The 16376-nt window shown below is 69.1% G+C and carries 7 protein-coding genes; all 7 read right to left on the bottom strand.

The features are described 5' to 3' along the window. Window positions 1–40: 40 nt before the first annotated feature. The 7 genes from HUA75_RS28835 to HUA75_RS28805 all read right to left on the bottom strand — a co-directional run bounded on the left by HUA75_RS28835 (window position 41) and on the right by HUA75_RS28805 (window position 16333). Window positions 41–2770: a hypothetical protein gene (locus HUA75_RS28835; RefSeq protein ID WP_174488185.1), complete on the bottom strand. Its 2730-nt coding sequence runs from the start codon at window positions 2768–2770 to the stop codon at window positions 41–43. A 108-nt stretch (window positions 2771–2878) separates the two neighbouring features. Continuing rightward, a complete protein-coding gene (locus HUA75_RS28830) occupies window positions 2879–3697 on the bottom strand; it encodes a phospholipid scramblase-related protein (RefSeq protein WP_174488184.1) in 819 nt (272 codons plus the stop codon). Window positions 3698–3751: 54 nt separating this feature from the next. Then, the gene (locus HUA75_RS28825) at window positions 3752–7096 is read right to left on the bottom strand and encodes a carboxypeptidase-like regulatory domain-containing protein (protein ID WP_174488183.1); all 3345 of its coding nucleotides are present in this window, start codon (window positions 7094–7096) and stop codon (window positions 3752–3754) included. A gap of 59 nt (window positions 7097–7155) precedes the next feature. Then, entirely contained in the window at window positions 7156–7842 is a 687-nt protein-coding gene (locus HUA75_RS28820) for a 1-acyl-sn-glycerol-3-phosphate acyltransferase (protein ID WP_141644511.1), read from the bottom strand. Window positions 7843–7953: 111 nt separating this feature from the next. Further along, complete coding sequence (locus HUA75_RS28815) at window positions 7954–9510, bottom strand: cyclic nucleotide-binding domain-containing protein (RefSeq protein ID WP_174488182.1); 1557 nt, start codon at window positions 9508–9510, stop codon at window positions 7954–7956. Between the two features lie 214 nt (window positions 9511–9724). Continuing rightward, a complete protein-coding gene (locus HUA75_RS28810) occupies window positions 9725–12961 on the bottom strand; it encodes a carboxypeptidase-like regulatory domain-containing protein (RefSeq protein WP_174488181.1) in 3237 nt (1078 codons plus the stop codon). A gap of 123 nt (window positions 12962–13084) precedes the next feature. Next, on the bottom strand, window positions 13085–16333 hold the full coding sequence (locus HUA75_RS28805) for a carboxypeptidase regulatory-like domain-containing protein (protein ID WP_174488180.1): 3249 nt from the start codon (window positions 16331–16333) through the stop codon (window positions 13085–13087). Between the last annotated feature and the right edge of the window lie 43 nt (window positions 16334–16376).

The following is a 16376-nucleotide window of genomic DNA, read 5'->3' as shown; positions in this document are numbered from 1 at the left end:
GTGTTCTTTCGAAACTCGTTGGAGGCGAGTGACGCGAGGCTCAGAGGCCCCCGAGCTGCGCGCTCGGATGCGCCGTGCGCAGCTGGACCAGGGATGCGAGACAGCTCTGCCATTCACCCTTCGCCATCGAGCCGGTGAACTCCCCCAGCACGGGCGACACGACGCGGGCGAAGTTCTCGTCATCCAGGCCCAGGTCCCTCACCAGCTCAATCACGCGGCGCTTGGCGACGCTGGCCGACAGGCGCTTCTGCACTTCGCCCTCGCGCGCTTCCTTCGCCCGGCCCGGAGGCAGACCGAAGAGCATCTTGCGCAGGAAGTCCCGCAGCGCCGCGACGTCCGCGAAGCGCTCGCCGCCACCCGCCGACGGAGCCTCCTTCGCGCCCGCCGGCTTCCAGCCCTCCGGCAGGTGCGTGGGACGGTGCTTCTCCCAGAGCAGGCGCACGGCGAACAGGCCCACTTCACGGTCCGCGCTCTGCATCAGCCACGCGAGCCGCTCCGCGCCGCCCAGCCGCGCGTAGTGCCGGCGGATGAGCTCCACGGCGACCTCGCGCGTGCTGCGCTTGGTGCTCTCCGTGAGGGAGAAGACCTTCACGGGGTCCAGTTCCTCCGGGTGCAGCACGTAACGAGCGTCCGCGCCGTCCTCGCCCGCGCGCAACAGCGCGTCATAGGCCAGGTTGCGAATCTCCTTCGCCTCGGCCTCGGCCAGTTCGTACACGCGCGTGTGCCAGCCCCAGGCGCGCAGCTCCGCGCGGGTGATGGCCAGGGCGAAGCGGCGCACGTCGTCGCGCGCGTCGAACAGCGCGGGCCACAGCTTCTCCGGCGTGTACGCCTTGCGAGGCGCCTTCGGCTTGAGCTCGTACGACTTCGACTCCGGCTGCTCCGGACCGATGACGGGGTGGTGGCAGCGCAGGTACGTCTGGGCGAACGTGCGCACGGGCACCGGCTGCTTTGCCCCCAGCGCCAGCTCGAACAGGCGCTCCAGGCCCGCCGCCGCGTCACCCGTGTCGCTGAAGTCCGCCGGCACCACGTACTCCAGCAGGTAGCGGTGGGCGAAGTCGTGCAGTGTCGGGTCCGCCCGGCGCGCGAGCGCCAGCAGCCAGGGCACCGTGAGCTGCCGCGCGGTGAACAGCTTGCGGTTGCCCAGGATGGCCAGCGCCACTTCCCGGTGCTTCGCGCTGAAGACCAGCCCCTTCACCTTCTCCACGTCCAGCCCGGGCAGGCTGTCCGCGCGCTTCAGCCACGTCGCCATCTGGTCGCCGAAGTTCGGGTTCGCCGCCTTGTCCAGCATCCACTCCGGACCGATGACCGCGGGCGTGTAGGCCGACAGCGCCTTCACCACCAACCCCTCCACCGGGTAGCGCTTCTTCTTCAGGCGCGGGTCCTCGAGCAGCTCCTTCCAGAAGGCCACCGGCATCTCGCCAGCGGCATACTTGGAGGAGACGAAGCCCTTGGCCCAGTTGAGCTGCTCGGAGGTGCCCAGGTACATGTCCCGCAGGAAGCCCGACGTCAGCTCCGCCCGGTCGAACGACTGCTCCAACGATTTGGCCGCGAAGGCCGCCGTGGACTTGTACGACAACAGCCGCCCCAGCAGCTCCAGCCCCAGCTCGCGCGGGTTGCGCTTCTCCAGCACCGCCGCGGCGAACGACTTCACGTCGCTCTCGCCCTGGGCCACCAGCTCCGCCAGCCGGTCCGCCGCCAGGTCCTGCGCGTGCGCCCGCGCGTACTCAATCGCGTATGTGCGCGCCTTGCCACTGGGAGACAGGAGCAACGCGAGCACCGCTTCGTGCAGGCCGAGCGCGCGCAGCTTGCCCTGGTGGAACTCCGGCGAGCCCTGCAGCGTCTCCACGAGGAAGTCGTGCGCGCTGCCCAGCGGCCGGCGGGCGAGCCTGTCCAACCACGCGGGCGTCACCTTGCGCAGCGCCTCCGGGAAGTCCTTGCGCAGGCCCTGGATGGCGAAGCGGGCGGCCGGGTCCGACAGACACGTGTCGAGCAGCCGCATCAGCGCGTCCGGCGAGCGCTTCCACGCGTCGGGGAACGCGCGGTGCTTGAGCGTGTCGTTCGGCGGCTGGATGGGGAAGGCGCTGGCGGTGTAGTTGCCGCTTTCAGTGGCCCAGATGTGGTGGGCCACCCAGACGGAGTGCCAGGACGTGTCCTCGTCGTAGTGACGCAGCACCTCCACGGCGAACTGCGGGTACAGCTCCGGGACGGCGGCGCCCAGGTGGCGCAGGTAGCGCCACGCGCGGCGGCGCAGGTACTGGAGCGTGCCGCCGGAGACCTCGTGCCGGTACGACTGGCGGCGCTCCACGTCGAAGCGCCAGGCGAGTACGCCGAACAGCTCCGCGTCGTGGTTGGCCTCGGCCAGCTTGTAGATGCGCTTGAGGCCGCCCCACAGGCCGAACTTCAAGTCCGCCTTGCGCGCCAGCTCCAGGATGATGGCGCGCGAGGCGTCGGTGTTCTTCGCGTAGAGCGAGACGAGCAGGTCCGCCAGCGCGAGCCGCGCGGGCTGGGGCACGTCCTTCTGCGCCTTGAAGCGCTGCCACGCCTCGGAGGAGGCCTCGCGGCGGCTCTCGGAGCTGTACCGGGCCTGTGCCTGGGAGAGCGAGCGCAGCAGCTTCTCGAAGGTGAAGGCGTCCTTGGGCGGGGCCTTGCCTTCCTCGGGCTCCGGCTCCGACTGCTCGAGGAGGGCGAGCACGGCATCGGCCAGGTCCGGCGACTCCGCCTGGGCCAACCGCTCGAGGTCTGCTGCGTTCAGCGCATCGCTCGTCGACATGGGCCTGGGGACTTACCACAAGCCGACTGCCTGGACAGCGGGGGAGCGCTGGGGTCCGGGAGTTCTCGGTTTCGGCTGTTCCGCGAGGCCACCGAGCCTGGCGCCCGGTTACGAGCCCAGGTCCACGCCCCCGCCGGAGCTGCTCTTCCGGTTGTCGAAGTACGTCAGGTCCACGAGCAGCGCGGCGGCCAGCACCATTTGACGCAGCCTGCCGTCGTTGCACGCGGGCTGGAAGTCCAGGCTGAAGTTGTCCGCGTCGCTGAAGGTCTCCTGCAAGAGTCCGCTCCACCGCTTGCGGATGACGGCGACCTCTTCGCCTCGCTGGAGGATGCGGAACGTCCAGGGTTTGAAGAAGGGCCCCTCCACGGTGGCCATCACCACGCCCGCGGGCGAGAGGATGTCGAACCGGCGGCTGAAGAAGCGGAAGCGCTGGACGATGGTGCCCATGAGCCGGTCATCCCAGGCCATCACCTCCGCTCGCGCGAAGAAGATGTGCCAGGGCAGCTCCACCGCCAGGGCCAGCGTGCCGCCCACCGTCATGCACTCCAGCCGCGCGCGGTAGAAGGGCCAGAAGTTGCGCAGGAGCTGTGACGCCCAGCCCTCGCCCGTCTCGCCCACGTACACGGTGTTGCGGCCCTCCGCGTCGCAGACCTCGTAGCGGTTCTTCCCCTCCCAGCCGATGAGGATTTCGAGCGCCTCCCGGAACTGGCGCATGCGCACCTGGGCCGCCGTCAGCACGGCCTCCAATGACAGGCGCAGCTCCACGCTCATGTAGCGCGGGTCTCCCGGAGGGCCCTTTCCGGCGAGCATCTCCTGGGGCGGGTCTTCTTGGGGAACACCCTGCTCGTCGGCCTTGGGACGCGGCGCGCGCGCGCCCCAGTCCAGCTCCAGCTCCGCGTCGTTTCCCGCCCAAGGCTTGTTGCCCATGTCGCGGAGCCTTAAGTGGCGCCCTCGCGGGATGCAAACGGGGCGCTTCGGACCTCAGGGGTCGCTGCTCGACAGGGGAAGCCAGGTGGGCTGGATGTCCGGTGTGATGATCCCCTGCGCGGGGAGGTCCACCTCCGCGCGGTGTATCACCCAGTGCGGGGCCAGGTGGTTTCTGCCCATCAGGACGTAGGTGTAGCGGCCCGCGGGCAGGTGCTCGAACGTGGAGGTGGTGTCCGACGCGGTGGGAATCCCCAGCGTCTCCGCGAGGTGCTCCAGCTCTTCCCACGTGCTTGGGGCCAGCACGGTGCCGGCGAACAGGTGGTAGCGGATGACCGTCACGGCATGCGTCGGGTTGGTGGCGAGGGGCGAAGGTCGCAGCTTCAGCGTGGCGCCGCCGTCCAGCTCCTGGAGGTGGAGCACCTTGCGCTCGCCTGGCCCCAGCTTCACGCGCAGGGGCATGAAGCGGACGGTGTCTCCCTGCTGCGTCGTCGTCTCCCGGGCGATGAGGGTGTATTCCCCGGGCGCCAGTCCCGTCGCGTGGAAGTCGCCGCTGTCCTCCTCCAACATGACGGCCTCCGCGCCAGCCGGAGACAGGGGATGCAGGTAGAGGAAGGTGCTCACGGGCCGGCCCTCACGGTCCTTCACCGTGCCATCCAGCCGGGCGCCCGTGGACACGCGCAGCTCCAGCGTCGTCTCTCCCGGGCCCACCTGCCGGCTCAGTGGCAGGTAGTCCGGATGGGAGGCCTCCAGGCGGAAGGATGCGCCCGACTCCATGGGAGGCAGCTCGAAGGCGCCATCGGCGGCGGTGCGCGCGTGCGCCAGGGATTGCTCCTCGGGGTCCTCCTCCCCCGCGGACGGGGTGAGGGGGAGGTACGCCTGCACTTCCACGCCGACCACCGGCGCGGACGTCGCCGCGTCCAGCACCCGGCCGCGCAGCCGACGCCCCGCCTTGAGGACCACGTCACCCAGGTCCGTGTCCTGGCCCGGCTCCACGTGGACCTCCCGCAGCACGCGCGCGAGGCCCGGCGCCTCCAGCGTCAACCACGTGCGGCCCGGCTCCTCCACGGGGATGTGGAAGGTGCCGTCCGGCTCGCGAAAGAACTCCTCGTTGACCTCGAAGCGGGTGATGGGCGTGCGGTCCTCGCGCACCAGCCGGCCCCGGATGCCCCCCTGATAGCGCAGCACCAGCTTCACGTTCGTCGACCCGGCCGCCGCGATGACCTGGGGAGTTCGCGAGCGGGCCGACTCGTCTCCCTGAAGCGGCTCCGCTATCAGCTGATAGCCCTCCTTCCTGACGCTGAGCCTGCACGGGGTCGGCGACAGGTGTTCGAGCGTGAAGCGGCCCTGCTCATCCGTGATGGCGCTGGAGGCGCCATGGAAGGGAGAGCGGCCGTGGTGGAAGAAGCGCGGGCGAGCGCCATCCTCGCTGGGGACGTAGGCGTGAATCTCCGCGCCGGGCATCGGCTTGCCGGCTTCGTCCACGACGAGCCCCGACAGCGACAGCCCCGGCTCCAGTCGCAGCGTCACCGTCTTCGTCTCCGCGCCCACGAGCACGACGGAGAGCGAGGCGCGGGGCGGGCCGCCCCGGTTGCGGATGGCCCGGAGGGAGTACCGGCCCGGAGCCATTCCCCGCAGGCTGAAGGCGCCCCGCGCGTCGGTCACGGCCTCGGTGGTGGGGGCGGAGTCCTTGCCGTCTTCCACCAGGGAGACCTGGATGGCGGGCAGCGGAGCGCCGTCGGTGGTCTCCACGGTGCCCTCCACGCTCGCACCGCGTTTCATGACCAGGCGCACGTCCTGGGAGGGCACCGGGGCCTGCTGCCACTCCGTGTCCAGGAAGCCCAGGGCCTGCGCCTTGAGGCGGTGGAGTCCCGGCTCGGCCAGGTTGTGCACGAAGCGCCCATTCTCGTCAGTCGACGTGTAGACGCTCTCCGCGTTGTTGAAGGGGTCGTCCACGTCCCCTGCCTCGAAGGAGGCGGGCGTGCCGTCGCGCCGGAGCTTCGAGTCGTGGCGCGACGGCATGGCGATGACCTCCGCCTCCGTCAGCGGGTTGCCCTCCGTGTCGGTGACGAGCCCCTCCATGACGAACGCGCGCTTCAGGGTGAAGTCCAGGGGCGCCGGCGTCGCCGTCACCACCACGTCGCTCACCGAGAGGAACTGGTGGCCCACGGCGGACACCGTGAAGTCGTTGTGGCCCAGCGTCGCCGAATTGAACACGAAGCGCCCATCCGCCTCCGTCGTGACATCGGTGCTCGTGGACACGTCGCCGTGGGTGTTCAGCGTCACCAGCGCGTCCGGGATGGGCTGTCCCGCCTCGTCGCGCACCTGGCCCACCACCTTGACGACGGTGCCCAGATGCAGCGTCACCTCCACGTCGGCTTGCTCCTCCGCGAGCGTGGTCTCCGTCTCTCCCTGCTGGTCGCCCCGCCGCGCCCGTAGCACGTAGCTGCCCGGCGCCATGTCCTCCAGGATGAAGCGCCCGTCCGCGTCCGTGATTGAGGTGAGGGGGTCCTCGGCGTCGCTCTCGGGCTCGTAGTCGGAATCGTGGGCGCGGACCTGGACCCCCGGGACGGGACGTTCGTCCAGGAGCACCTGACCCAGGATGCGCCGGGGCCGGTGCAGCACCAGGTCCTCGGCCGAAAGCTCCTCCGGAACGAGGTTCGTCTGGTGCGCGGTCAAGAACCCCGGACTGGAGACGACCAGCGCGTAGTCGCCCTCGGGCAGCGGTCCGATGCGGAAGCGGCCCTCCGCGTCGGTGCGGGTCTCGAAGTAGCGCGAGTGCTCGGCGTGGAACAGCGTCACGCTGGCATCCACCACGGGCCTCACGGCCTCGTCCACGACGCGGCTGGAGAACACGGCGCTCGGCTGGAGGACCAGCTCCACGTCCTGCGCGTGGGTCTCCACGTCCAGCTCCAGCGCGGAGCCCTGGGGCCCCACGGCCCACAGCGCGACGCTGCCCTCGGGCAGTCCCTCCAGCACGAAGGTGCCGTCCTGGGCCGTGGTGGCGCGCGTCAGCAGGGGGGCCGTGCCCCGGCCTTCGTCGATGAGTCCTCGCAAGTCATGCAGGGCCCTCGGGTCCTCGCAGGCGGAGGAGGACAGGGGCGTCTCGACATCCTTGCCGCAGGGGAGGCCGGACAGGGACTCGCCGGGCAGGGCCCGCGACGCGGAGACCTCCACCCCCTGGGCGGGCGCTCCGTCCTCGGTGAGCACGCGGCCTCGGAGGGACAGCGAGCCGCGCGGCGGAGGCGTGGGTTCGCTGGGGCCGGGCAGCTCCCGGGAGGAGGGCTTGGAGACGGTGGGCGTGGCGTCGCCGTCGTCGGGGGCGCGGAAGGTGACGACGGCGATGACCGAACTCAGGCCAATCACCCCGAGCATGAGCGCCACCACGGCTGGCCTTCGCATGGTCCCCTCCCGTCGGGGGCCCACGCTAGCAGGGCGCTCGGGGCGAAGTCGCCGGGGGCTCAGGCGCGGGCGGGGAGCGACTCCAGGCGGGCCTTCTCCGCGACGATGAGGTCCCGGACGTGGTCGCGCAGGACGGCGACGTCGTCGAACCCGCTGACGTCCACCGGGGGCATGACCTGGACGTGGCAGTGGGCGGAGGTCTGCATCACCAGTCCATGCTTGGGCAGCACGCGCGCCGTGCCGGTGAGGACGATGGGGATGATGGGGCAGCGCATCTTCAGGGCGAGCGCGAAGGCGCCATCCTTGAAGGGCTTGAGCTGGCCGTCCGCGGAGCGCGTGCCCTCCGGGAACATGAGGATGGGGACGCCGCGCTCCAGCCAGCGCTCACTCAGCCGCATCATCTTGATGATGCTCGGCTTGTCGCCGCGCACCAGGGGCACGTAGCGGTTGAGGCTCATGTTCCAGCCGATGAGCGGCAGCCGGAAGTTGGCCTGCTTGGAGACCCACTTGAAGGGGCGGTACAGGCCGAAGAGGACGAGGATGTCGCCGAGCGACTCGTGGTTGGATACGAGCACGGCGGGCCCGTGCCACGGCAGGTGCTCGCGGCCGTCCACCCGCAGGTGCCACAGCGGGTTGACGTAGAAATACAGCTGCGCCCAGAAGCACGAGTACAGGTGCAGCACCCGGCCGTTGCGGTCGAACGGCGTGGTGACAGCCCACACCACGATGGCACCCAGGAAGAGCACCAGGCTGGAGAGCGCGAGGAACGTCCAGAAGAGGATGGAGAACAGGAGTCGAATGGCGCCCGCAGTGTGCCACAGGCCCGCGAGCGGAGGGCAAGGGAGTTGGGCGAGGTGTCACGCCCGCACGTGGATGGCCACTGGCGCGGCGGGGAGCGGCAGGTGCGTCGGAAAATCAGAAGCGAGCTGATACTCCGATGACGCCAGTCGTGGCAGCACGACGAGCCGCGTGGCTTCGAGCGCCACCAGGGGCAACGGCCGCTCCACTTCCAGGAACAGGGCGCCTCGCGCCGTCAGCCGGGGCGGCGCGTGGGTCAGCTCCACCGCGCCCGCCACCATGAACAGATGGGAGCCCGGCGCCATCAGCAGCTGCTGTCCTGGCGCGAGGACATGCTCCTCTCCGCGCAGCAGCCACGCGCGTCGCTCCTTCCGGCCCAGGTGCGCATAGCGGCGCTGCCCCCGCAGCATGTCGTCGAAGAGGCGCTCCGCCAGGGTGCCCCAGACCTTCCTGCACAGGCCCGCGTCCTGCTCCAACAGCAGACGCAGCGCGGCGCCCGGAATCCGCACCACGGTGGAGGTCGCCGCCGTGCGCACCGTCGCCGAGCGCCGACCTCCCACGAGCGTGGAGAGTTCCCCGAACACCGTGCCGCTGCCGAGCTGATTCACCAGGTCTTCATCGGTGCCGTTCCGTGCGAGCACATACGCCGCGCCCCGCGCGAGCAGGTACAGCTCGTCGCTCACTTCACCCTGGCGGAAGACATCGTGGCCCGCGGGCAGCTCCTGTATCTGGGCCCGCGCGGCGAGCGCCTTCAGTGCGCGCGTGTCGAAGTGGGCGAAGAGCGGCGACGACTTGAGCTGCCGCGCCACCGTCCCGCGCAGCAGGCGGGAGCCTCCTGGCAGCCGGTACGCCCACTTCATCCCCGTCTCCACGGGCTTGCGCAGACCGCGCCCGCACATGACGCGCAGCACACCGACGATGTTGGCCCGAGTCACCGGAGCGAGCGTCAACAGTCCGTGCCCCTGCGCGTAGCCGGGGTTGGCTTCGATGAAGTAGCGCGCGGAGAGCTTGTCGCACTGTCGCCAGTAGTCGCGCTCCACCTCGGAGTCGCGGGTGCACCAGCCCACCTGTCGCAAGAGTGGGTTCGTCGGGTCCACGCGGGCGAGCCCGAACTCCGAGCCGAGCTCGTCGAGGAAGGCGCGCAGTGGGGAGGGAATGGGCTGCTCGCGGCGAGGCCACAGCTCGGTGCAGTACTTGGCGAACAGGGCGTAGCTGGAGGGGTGGACCAGCGCGCCCAGGTAGTACGCGGGGCGGCCCGGGTGACGCAGCAGGTACTTCAGCATGTGGAACAGCCCGAAGCGCGTGTTGGTGTTGCCGCCCCGGTACGCGCGCAGCGAGCCGGCTTCCGCGCGGAACACCGCCGTCGTCACGCCGCCCAACTGCTTCTCGAAGACGTGCAACGCGAAGTAGCCGACGAGCGCGCCCTCTTCGTTGCGGTGGAGCTGAATCCAGGTGTGCTCGGCGGTGGACTCCACCACGTACCTGGCGAAGCCCTCTTTCGTGACGCCCTCGAAGATTTCTTGATGCACGGCGTAGAGCGCGTCCGTCAGGTGTCGTCGCTGCTCTGCGGACAGGGACTGGGGGATGACGACCTCGGTGCTCGCAATGCGGGACATGGTGGAGCGGTTCTCCGTTCTTCTGGCGGCGGGCCTGCGCGGCGCCGTTGCCAAGTAAGTCCGGACATGACGAGCGAGGATGCCCACCAGGGGTGGATGCCGAGTCCTCAACGTCGACCGCGTTTCAGGGCACGCGCGCGCGTTCGAAGATGATGCGAGCCCTTGTACGAAGGTCTTGTTCGCGTCCACGCACGGGTGAGCGCGGGCAGGGCGCTTACGGCCGGATGGCCTGCCAGATGGGCGTCACGTCGCGCACCACCGTGCCCGCCTCGGGAATGTCGATGACCTCGCGATAGATGCCCCTCCGGTCGTTCGTCACGAGGAAGAGCGTCGCCTTGCCCGGCGGAAGGTTCCGGAAGGTCATCGTTCCCTTCTTGCTGCCTTCGTGAGGTAGCGAGCGTTCACGCAGTTCGACGATGTCGTGGGTGAAGACCAGGAGAGGGACCTCGCCTGCGAGCAGGGCCGTCACGCGGCGAGCAGGGCCGTTCACGCGCAGCTCCAGGGTGGCGCCCGCGGAGCGGGCCATCAAGGTGACGGAAACGTCACCGCTCGAGGGAATCTGGACGTGTTGGGGCGCGTAGGTTTCGAAACTCCCTTCAGGGGGGCTGGCTCGCGCCTGGTAGTCGCCTGGCGGGAGGTCTCGCACGACGACGCGCGGACTGTCTGGTGAGACTTCGACCCTCGTACGGGACAGGCCCCTGTCTTCGCGGTCCAGGAAGACGGAAGCCCGCGCGGGCTGGCCCTGTGCGTCCAGGACGGAGACCTCCACCCGGGCGCCTTTATCGAGGAGCACCGTGAGGCCTTCCTGGGGGCCCGGGGCGAGCGTCAGCCGCTTCGTGGGGTACCCTTCAGCCATGACATCCAGCGTGGTGGAGCGCTCGTCCACGTGAGGGATGGAGAAGGAACCATCCGGCGGCGTGAGCTCCTGGGTCCAGTGAGGCTCCAGTGGATCTCCGTGCAATGCCTCCGGGTTGATGAAGAGCATGGCGCGCGCCACCGGAGCGGAGGACTCCGCGTCCAGCACGTGTCCGGCAACCCTGCGTCCTGGAGTCAGCCGGACTTCGCCCAGGTCCACCACCTCCGCGTCGTGATGCACCTCGACCTGTCGGACCACGGGCGCCAGGTTTTTCGCCTGGAGCACGACAGTCCACGAACCCGCGTGCTCCACGTTCAGGGAGAACTCGCCGCGGGGATGCTCCACGGTGCGCCCCCCGAGTTGGAAGCGGGTGAGGGGCTTGCTGTTGGGACCCACCACGCGGCCCTGGATGCGTCCCTGTCGCGACATGACCAGGCGGACAGGCGGTCCTCCCTCTTGGGCATGAAGTGAATCCAGGCCGGGCTGGCCTCCCGTGGAAAGGGCGGGCACGAGGTGAAAGGCCTCCTTCGTCACGCTCAGCTCCACCTCCCGGTTCGGCAGATTCCGTAGCGTGAAGCGACCATCTGACTGGGTGCGAGTGAAGGGGTCCCTGGACGAGCGGTAATGGCCCGCTCGCCACGTGGGGGTGGCATCAGGAGGCTCATGGATGAAGACCCCGGCACCAGAGAGGGGTTGTCCCCCGAGGTCCTCGACTCGGCCGGACAACGTCCAGCCGGCCGCGAGGCGCAAATCCACATGGGCCTCTTGTTGGTCGCGCAGTTCCAGGGGCTGGGTGGCGAAGCGCTCCACGGCTCCGGATTCGTGGGCGGCTTCGAGCATGAACCGACCCCGCTTCAATCCCCCGAACGCATAGCGGCCTTGCGAGTCCGTCCAGGTCTTGCTCACCGCGTTGTCCATCCATGGATTGCTCGCCAGGTCTTCCTTGGGAGGCACGGCCAACAAGCGCACGGGGAGCCCGGGCATGGGCGTGTCCAGCTCATCGAAGACCGTGCCGGAGACCGTGGCTCCCCGTTTCAAGACCCAGTGGACCTCCGCATCCGGGGCCCGGACCTGGAGTTCTTCCTGCCGGAAGAGAGGGTCCTTCGTGAGCTTCAGGAGGAAGGTTCCTGACTCGGGGAAGTTCAGGTGGAAACGGCCCTGCTCATCCGACAAGGCCTCGTAGGGCGCGAGGCGTCGTGCGTCGTCGGTCTTGGAGAAACGAGGGTTGTCGACCGTGATGAGCGCGCCTGGCACGGGCCGACCTGCTTCATCGACGAGGACCCCGTCGACCCAGAGTGGAGTGCGCAGGGTGAAGTCGAGCCGCTGCGTGCCGGGGGCCAGCTTCTGGAGGGATGCCCTGGCTCGAAAATGGCGAGGGGCGGTGACGTCGAGGTCGTGGGGGATGGGGGGCAGCGGGCCGAGCCGGTAGTGGCCCGTGGCATCCGTGGTGACCTCCGTGCGCCACTGGAGCCTGGCACGCTCCAGGAGGGTGATGGTGGCGCCCTCGATGAAGGCTCCAGACTCGTCGCACACGGTCCCCTCCAGGAGGGTCGCGCGATTCAACTCCAGGATGACCTCGGACGCGGGGGCGTGGGTCATCACGTCGACCTGGGTCCTGGCGTGGAACTCGTCCCGGCTGGCATCGAGCTGGAACAGATGCGAGGGGAGTGCCTCGAAGGCGAAGCGTCCCTGGGCGTCCGTGGTGTCTTCGGTCCCGGGACCATGCCCCGTGCTGGTGAGGTCCCGCAGAAGGACTGTCGCGTTGGGGACAGGGGCTCCCTGGAGCATCACGCGGCCGACGACGCGTCTGGGCCGCAGGAGTTTAACGCGCATCTCCATCCGCGGGCTTTCAAGGGAGGGAAGCCAGCCGTCCTTGGCGAAGGCGAGGACATAATCGTCTCCGATGGGGAGGGGCCCGATGCGATAGCGCCCGCCCGTGTCCGTTTCCCCGTCGAAGAAACGCGTGGAACCCTGATGCACGACGGTCACCTGGACCTGGGCCAGGGGCGCGAGGTCCTCGTCGATGACCTGTCCCTCCAGGAACACGCCTTCCTCGAGCCGGAGCCGGAGCCCCTGTGTTCCCGCTGGGACATCCGGTTGCAGACGCGCTTCTCGCGAGCCGATGGCCCAGAGTGTGAAATCTCCCTCGGGGAGGTTGTCGAGGATGAAGCGACCGTCCTCCGCGGTAAAGGTCTCCGCGTACATGGGCGCTTCTCCCTGGCGCGAGAGGAGCAGCTCCAGGGTGGGGCCCGGGTCCGTGAGGAAACACAGCGGAAATCGGTCACGGTCTCCGCGACGGTGAGGCAGCACCTGCTCACAGGTCAGCTCGGAGAGTGTTTGACCTGCCTCGGGACGCGTGGCCGTGACGCGGACTCCGGCGAGCGGGCCTTCATCTCCGAGCACGACGCCCTGGATGCTCAGTGTTCCTTCGGGACGTGGCGCGGGAGGCGGGAGCACGAAGCCCGTTCCCGTTCGAGGCGCGAGTGCTCGCTGGGTGGCTGTAGGCGCTTCGGGCTTCTGGGGAAGAAGCCCACCCAGGATGCCCGCCAGCACGAGAACTCCGATTGCGACCGTCACCCGTCGCTGCACCCGCATGCCGCCTCCGCTCGCCACGCCCGCGAATGCAGCCGCGGCTGTGTCCGGGGCACTGACACCTGGGCTGGGATTTGGTTCGCGCGGTGATGACTTTATCGCGAGATGTGCGCGTATGCGGGGCGCCTACCGCCGGATGGCCTGCCAGACCGGTGTCACGTCGCGCACCACCGTGCCCGCTTCGGGAATGTCGATGACCTCGCGATAGCTGCCCCGCCAGTCGTTGGAGATCAGGATGAGCGTCAGCTTTCCGGGGGGGAGGTTCCGGAAGGTCATCGTTCCCTCCTTGCTGACTTCATGAGGAAGGGAGCGTTCGCGCAGTCGCGAGAAGTCGTAGCCCTCGCGCGACCAGGAGTCTTCGCCGGAGACGAGCACCAGGGTGTAGCGCGGTGGGCTGCGCACGTGCAGCTCCAGGGTGGCGCCTTCGGACCGCGCCTTCAGCATGATGGAGACTCCGCCGCTCGCGGGAATCTGGACGCGCCGCGAGTCGTAGCTTTCCAGACTCCCTTCGCGAGCAGCGGCGTGCATCCAGTAGGCACCTGGCGCGAGGTCTCGCACGACGAAGAGTCCCTCGGCGGGGACCTCGATGGTGTAGGGGGACGATTCCCTGCCTTCACGGTCCAGGAAGACGGTTGCGCTCGTGGGCTGACCTCGCGCGTCCAGGACGGAGAACTCCACCCGCGCGCCCTTCTCCAGGCGCACCGTGAGGTCTTCCTGGGAACCTGGGGCCAGGTTCAGTTTCCTGGAGAGATAGCCGCGGGCCCTGACGTTCAGTGCGGAGGAGCGCTCGTCCACGCGAGCGATGGAGAAGCTTCCATCCTTCGCGGTGTATGCCTGGGTCCAGTATGTGTAGGGGTGGAGCGTCACGTTGTCGAAGTGTTCCACGTCGGGGACGAGCAGGGCGCCCTCCACCGGGGCGGAGGTCTCCGCGTCCAGTACACGTCCGGCCACCTTGCGTCCCGTGCTCATCCGAAGCTCGCCCAGGTCCACCACCGCCGTGTCGTGAGGCACCTCGACCTGACGGAATACCGGCGCCAGGCCCTCAGCCTTAATGATGACGGGCCGCGAGCCCGCGCTCCCCACGTCCAGCGAGAACTCGCCTTGGGGATGCTCCACGTCCTCTCTCATGAGCTGGAAGCGCGTGAGGGGCTTGCCGTCCGGGCCCACCACGCGCCCGTGGATGCGGGCCTGTCGCGACATGACGAGGCGGACAGGCGGTCCGCCCTCAGGGGCATGCAGTGAGTCGAGCCCGGGTCTGCCGCCGGTGGACAGGTGAGGCGCGAGGTGGAAGGACTGCTTCGTCACGCTCAGTTCCACGTCCTGGCTCGGCAGGTTTCGCAGCGTGAAGTGCCCGTCTGACCGGGTGCGCGTGACGGGGTCCGCGGCGTGGTGGCGATGGCCCACGCGCCACTTGGGAGTGGAGTCCGGCGGAGACTGGATGAGGATGTCGGCTCCGGAGAGCGGTTGTCCTTGGGTGTCCACCACGGTGCCTGACAGCGTCCAGCCCGCCTCGAGGCGCAGGTCCACGTGGGCCTCCTGCCGCGCTCCCAGCTCCAGGTGTCGGGTGACGAAGCGCTCCACTGCGCCGGATTCGTGGACGGCTTCGAGCACGTACCGTCCTGGCTTCATGCCCCCGAATGCATAGTGGCCTCGCGTGTCCGTCCGGGTCTCGCTCAGCACCTCGGGCCACGGGCTGCTCGTCGTGCCTTCTTCGGGCGGCTCGGTCGACAGGCGCACGAGGAGCCCAGGCATGGGCGTTTCCAACTCGTCGAAGACGGTGCCGGAGACAGTGGCTCCTCGCTTCAAGACCCAGCGGACCTTCGTGTCCGGGGCCTGGACCTGGAGCTCCTCCATGCGGAAGCGAGGCTCGTCGAGGAGCTTCAGGAGGAAGGACCCCGGCGTGGGGAAGTTCAGGTGGAACCGGCCCTGCTCATCCGACCGGGCCTCGTAGGGCGCGAGGAGGAGCGTGTCGTCGGTGTCCTCGGAAGGAGGATTGTCGACGGTGACGTACACGTCCGGGACGGGGCTCCCTGCTTCATCGACGAGGACCCCGTCGACCCAGAGCGGGGTGCGCAGCGTGAAGTCGAGCCGCTTCGTGCCAGGACTCAGCTCCGCGAAGGATTCGCCGGTGGGAAAGTGTCGAGGGGAGGTGAGCTCCAGTTCATGGGGCGCGAGGGACAGCGGGCCGAGCCGGTAGTGGCCCATGGCGTCCGTGGTGGTCTCCACGGACTGGCGCTGTGCTCGACGTTCCTGGATGAGGAGGCGCACGCCTTCGATGGCGGCTCCGGCTTCGTCCGTCACGGTGCCTTCCAGCATGGCTCCGGGGCCCAGCTCCACGACGACCTCTTTCTGGGTGTCGTGGGTCTTCATGTCGACCAGGGCCCTGCCGTGGTGCTCGCCCTGGGTGGCGTCGAGCTGGATGTGATGCGAGGCGAGCGGCTCGAAGGTGAAGCGTCCCTGGGCGTCCGTGGTCTGCTGCTTCGCGGACCCTGGGGGCATGATGCCCCGCTCGTTGAGGGTGATGTCTCGCAGTTGGACTGTGGCCTGGGGGACGGGGGCGCCCTGTTTCGTCACTCGACCGACGAGGCGGCGGGGACGCAGGAGCTTCACGGACTCGGCGAACCAGGAGCCCTTGAGGTCCGGAATCCAGCCGTCTCTTGTGAAGGCGAGGGCATAGTCTCCGGCGGGGAGCGGGCCGATGCGAAAGCGCCCGTCCGCGTCCGTCTCCACGTCGAAGAAGCGGGTGAAGCCCTGATGCACGGCCATCACCTGGACCTGGGGCAGGGCCGCGAGGGCCTCGTCGATGACAGTGCCCTCCAGGAACACGCCCCCTTCGAGCCGGAGCTGGAGTCCCTCCGTTCCCGCGAGGACTCCCGGTTGCAGCCGCGCACCTCGCGGGTCGATGGCCCAGAGGGTGAATGTCCCCTCGGGGAGTTGTTCGAGGGTGAAGCGGCCGTCTTCGTCCGTGACGGTCTCCGCGTACAGGGGCGCTTCTCCCTGGCGGGAGAGGAGCAGCTCCAGCGTGGTGGCGGGTTCCGTGTAGAAGCACAGGGTGAAATCGCGACGGTCTCCGCGACGGTGGGGCAGCACTTCCTCACACGTCAGCTCGGAGAGCGTCTGATGTGCTTCGGAGCGGGTGGCGGTGATGCGGACTCCCGCGAGGGGGCCCTGGTCTCCGTGCACGACACCTTGGATGCGCAGGGAGCCTTCGGCCCGTGGCGCGGGCGCGGGCAGGATGAGGCCCGTGCTCTTTCGTGGCGCGGGTGTTTGGTGTGGGGTGGGCGCATCCTCGGACTTCAGGAGGAGTGGCACCGACAGCGCGCCCAGCAGCGTGAGCACCGCGAGGGTGAGCGCCACCCGTCGCGACTTCCTCATGTCTCGTCCGTTCGCCACGTTCGCGAATGTAGCAGTGGAGTAC

This window comes from Myxococcus sp. CA040A (assembly GCF_013336725.1).
GTDB lineage: Bacteria > Myxococcota > Myxococcia > Myxococcales > Myxococcaceae > Myxococcus > Myxococcus llanfairpwllgwyngyllgogerychwyrndrobwllllantysiliogogogochensis.
The sequence above is the reverse complement of the archived record's forward strand: the minus strand, read 5'-3'. Positions and strand labels throughout refer to the sequence as shown.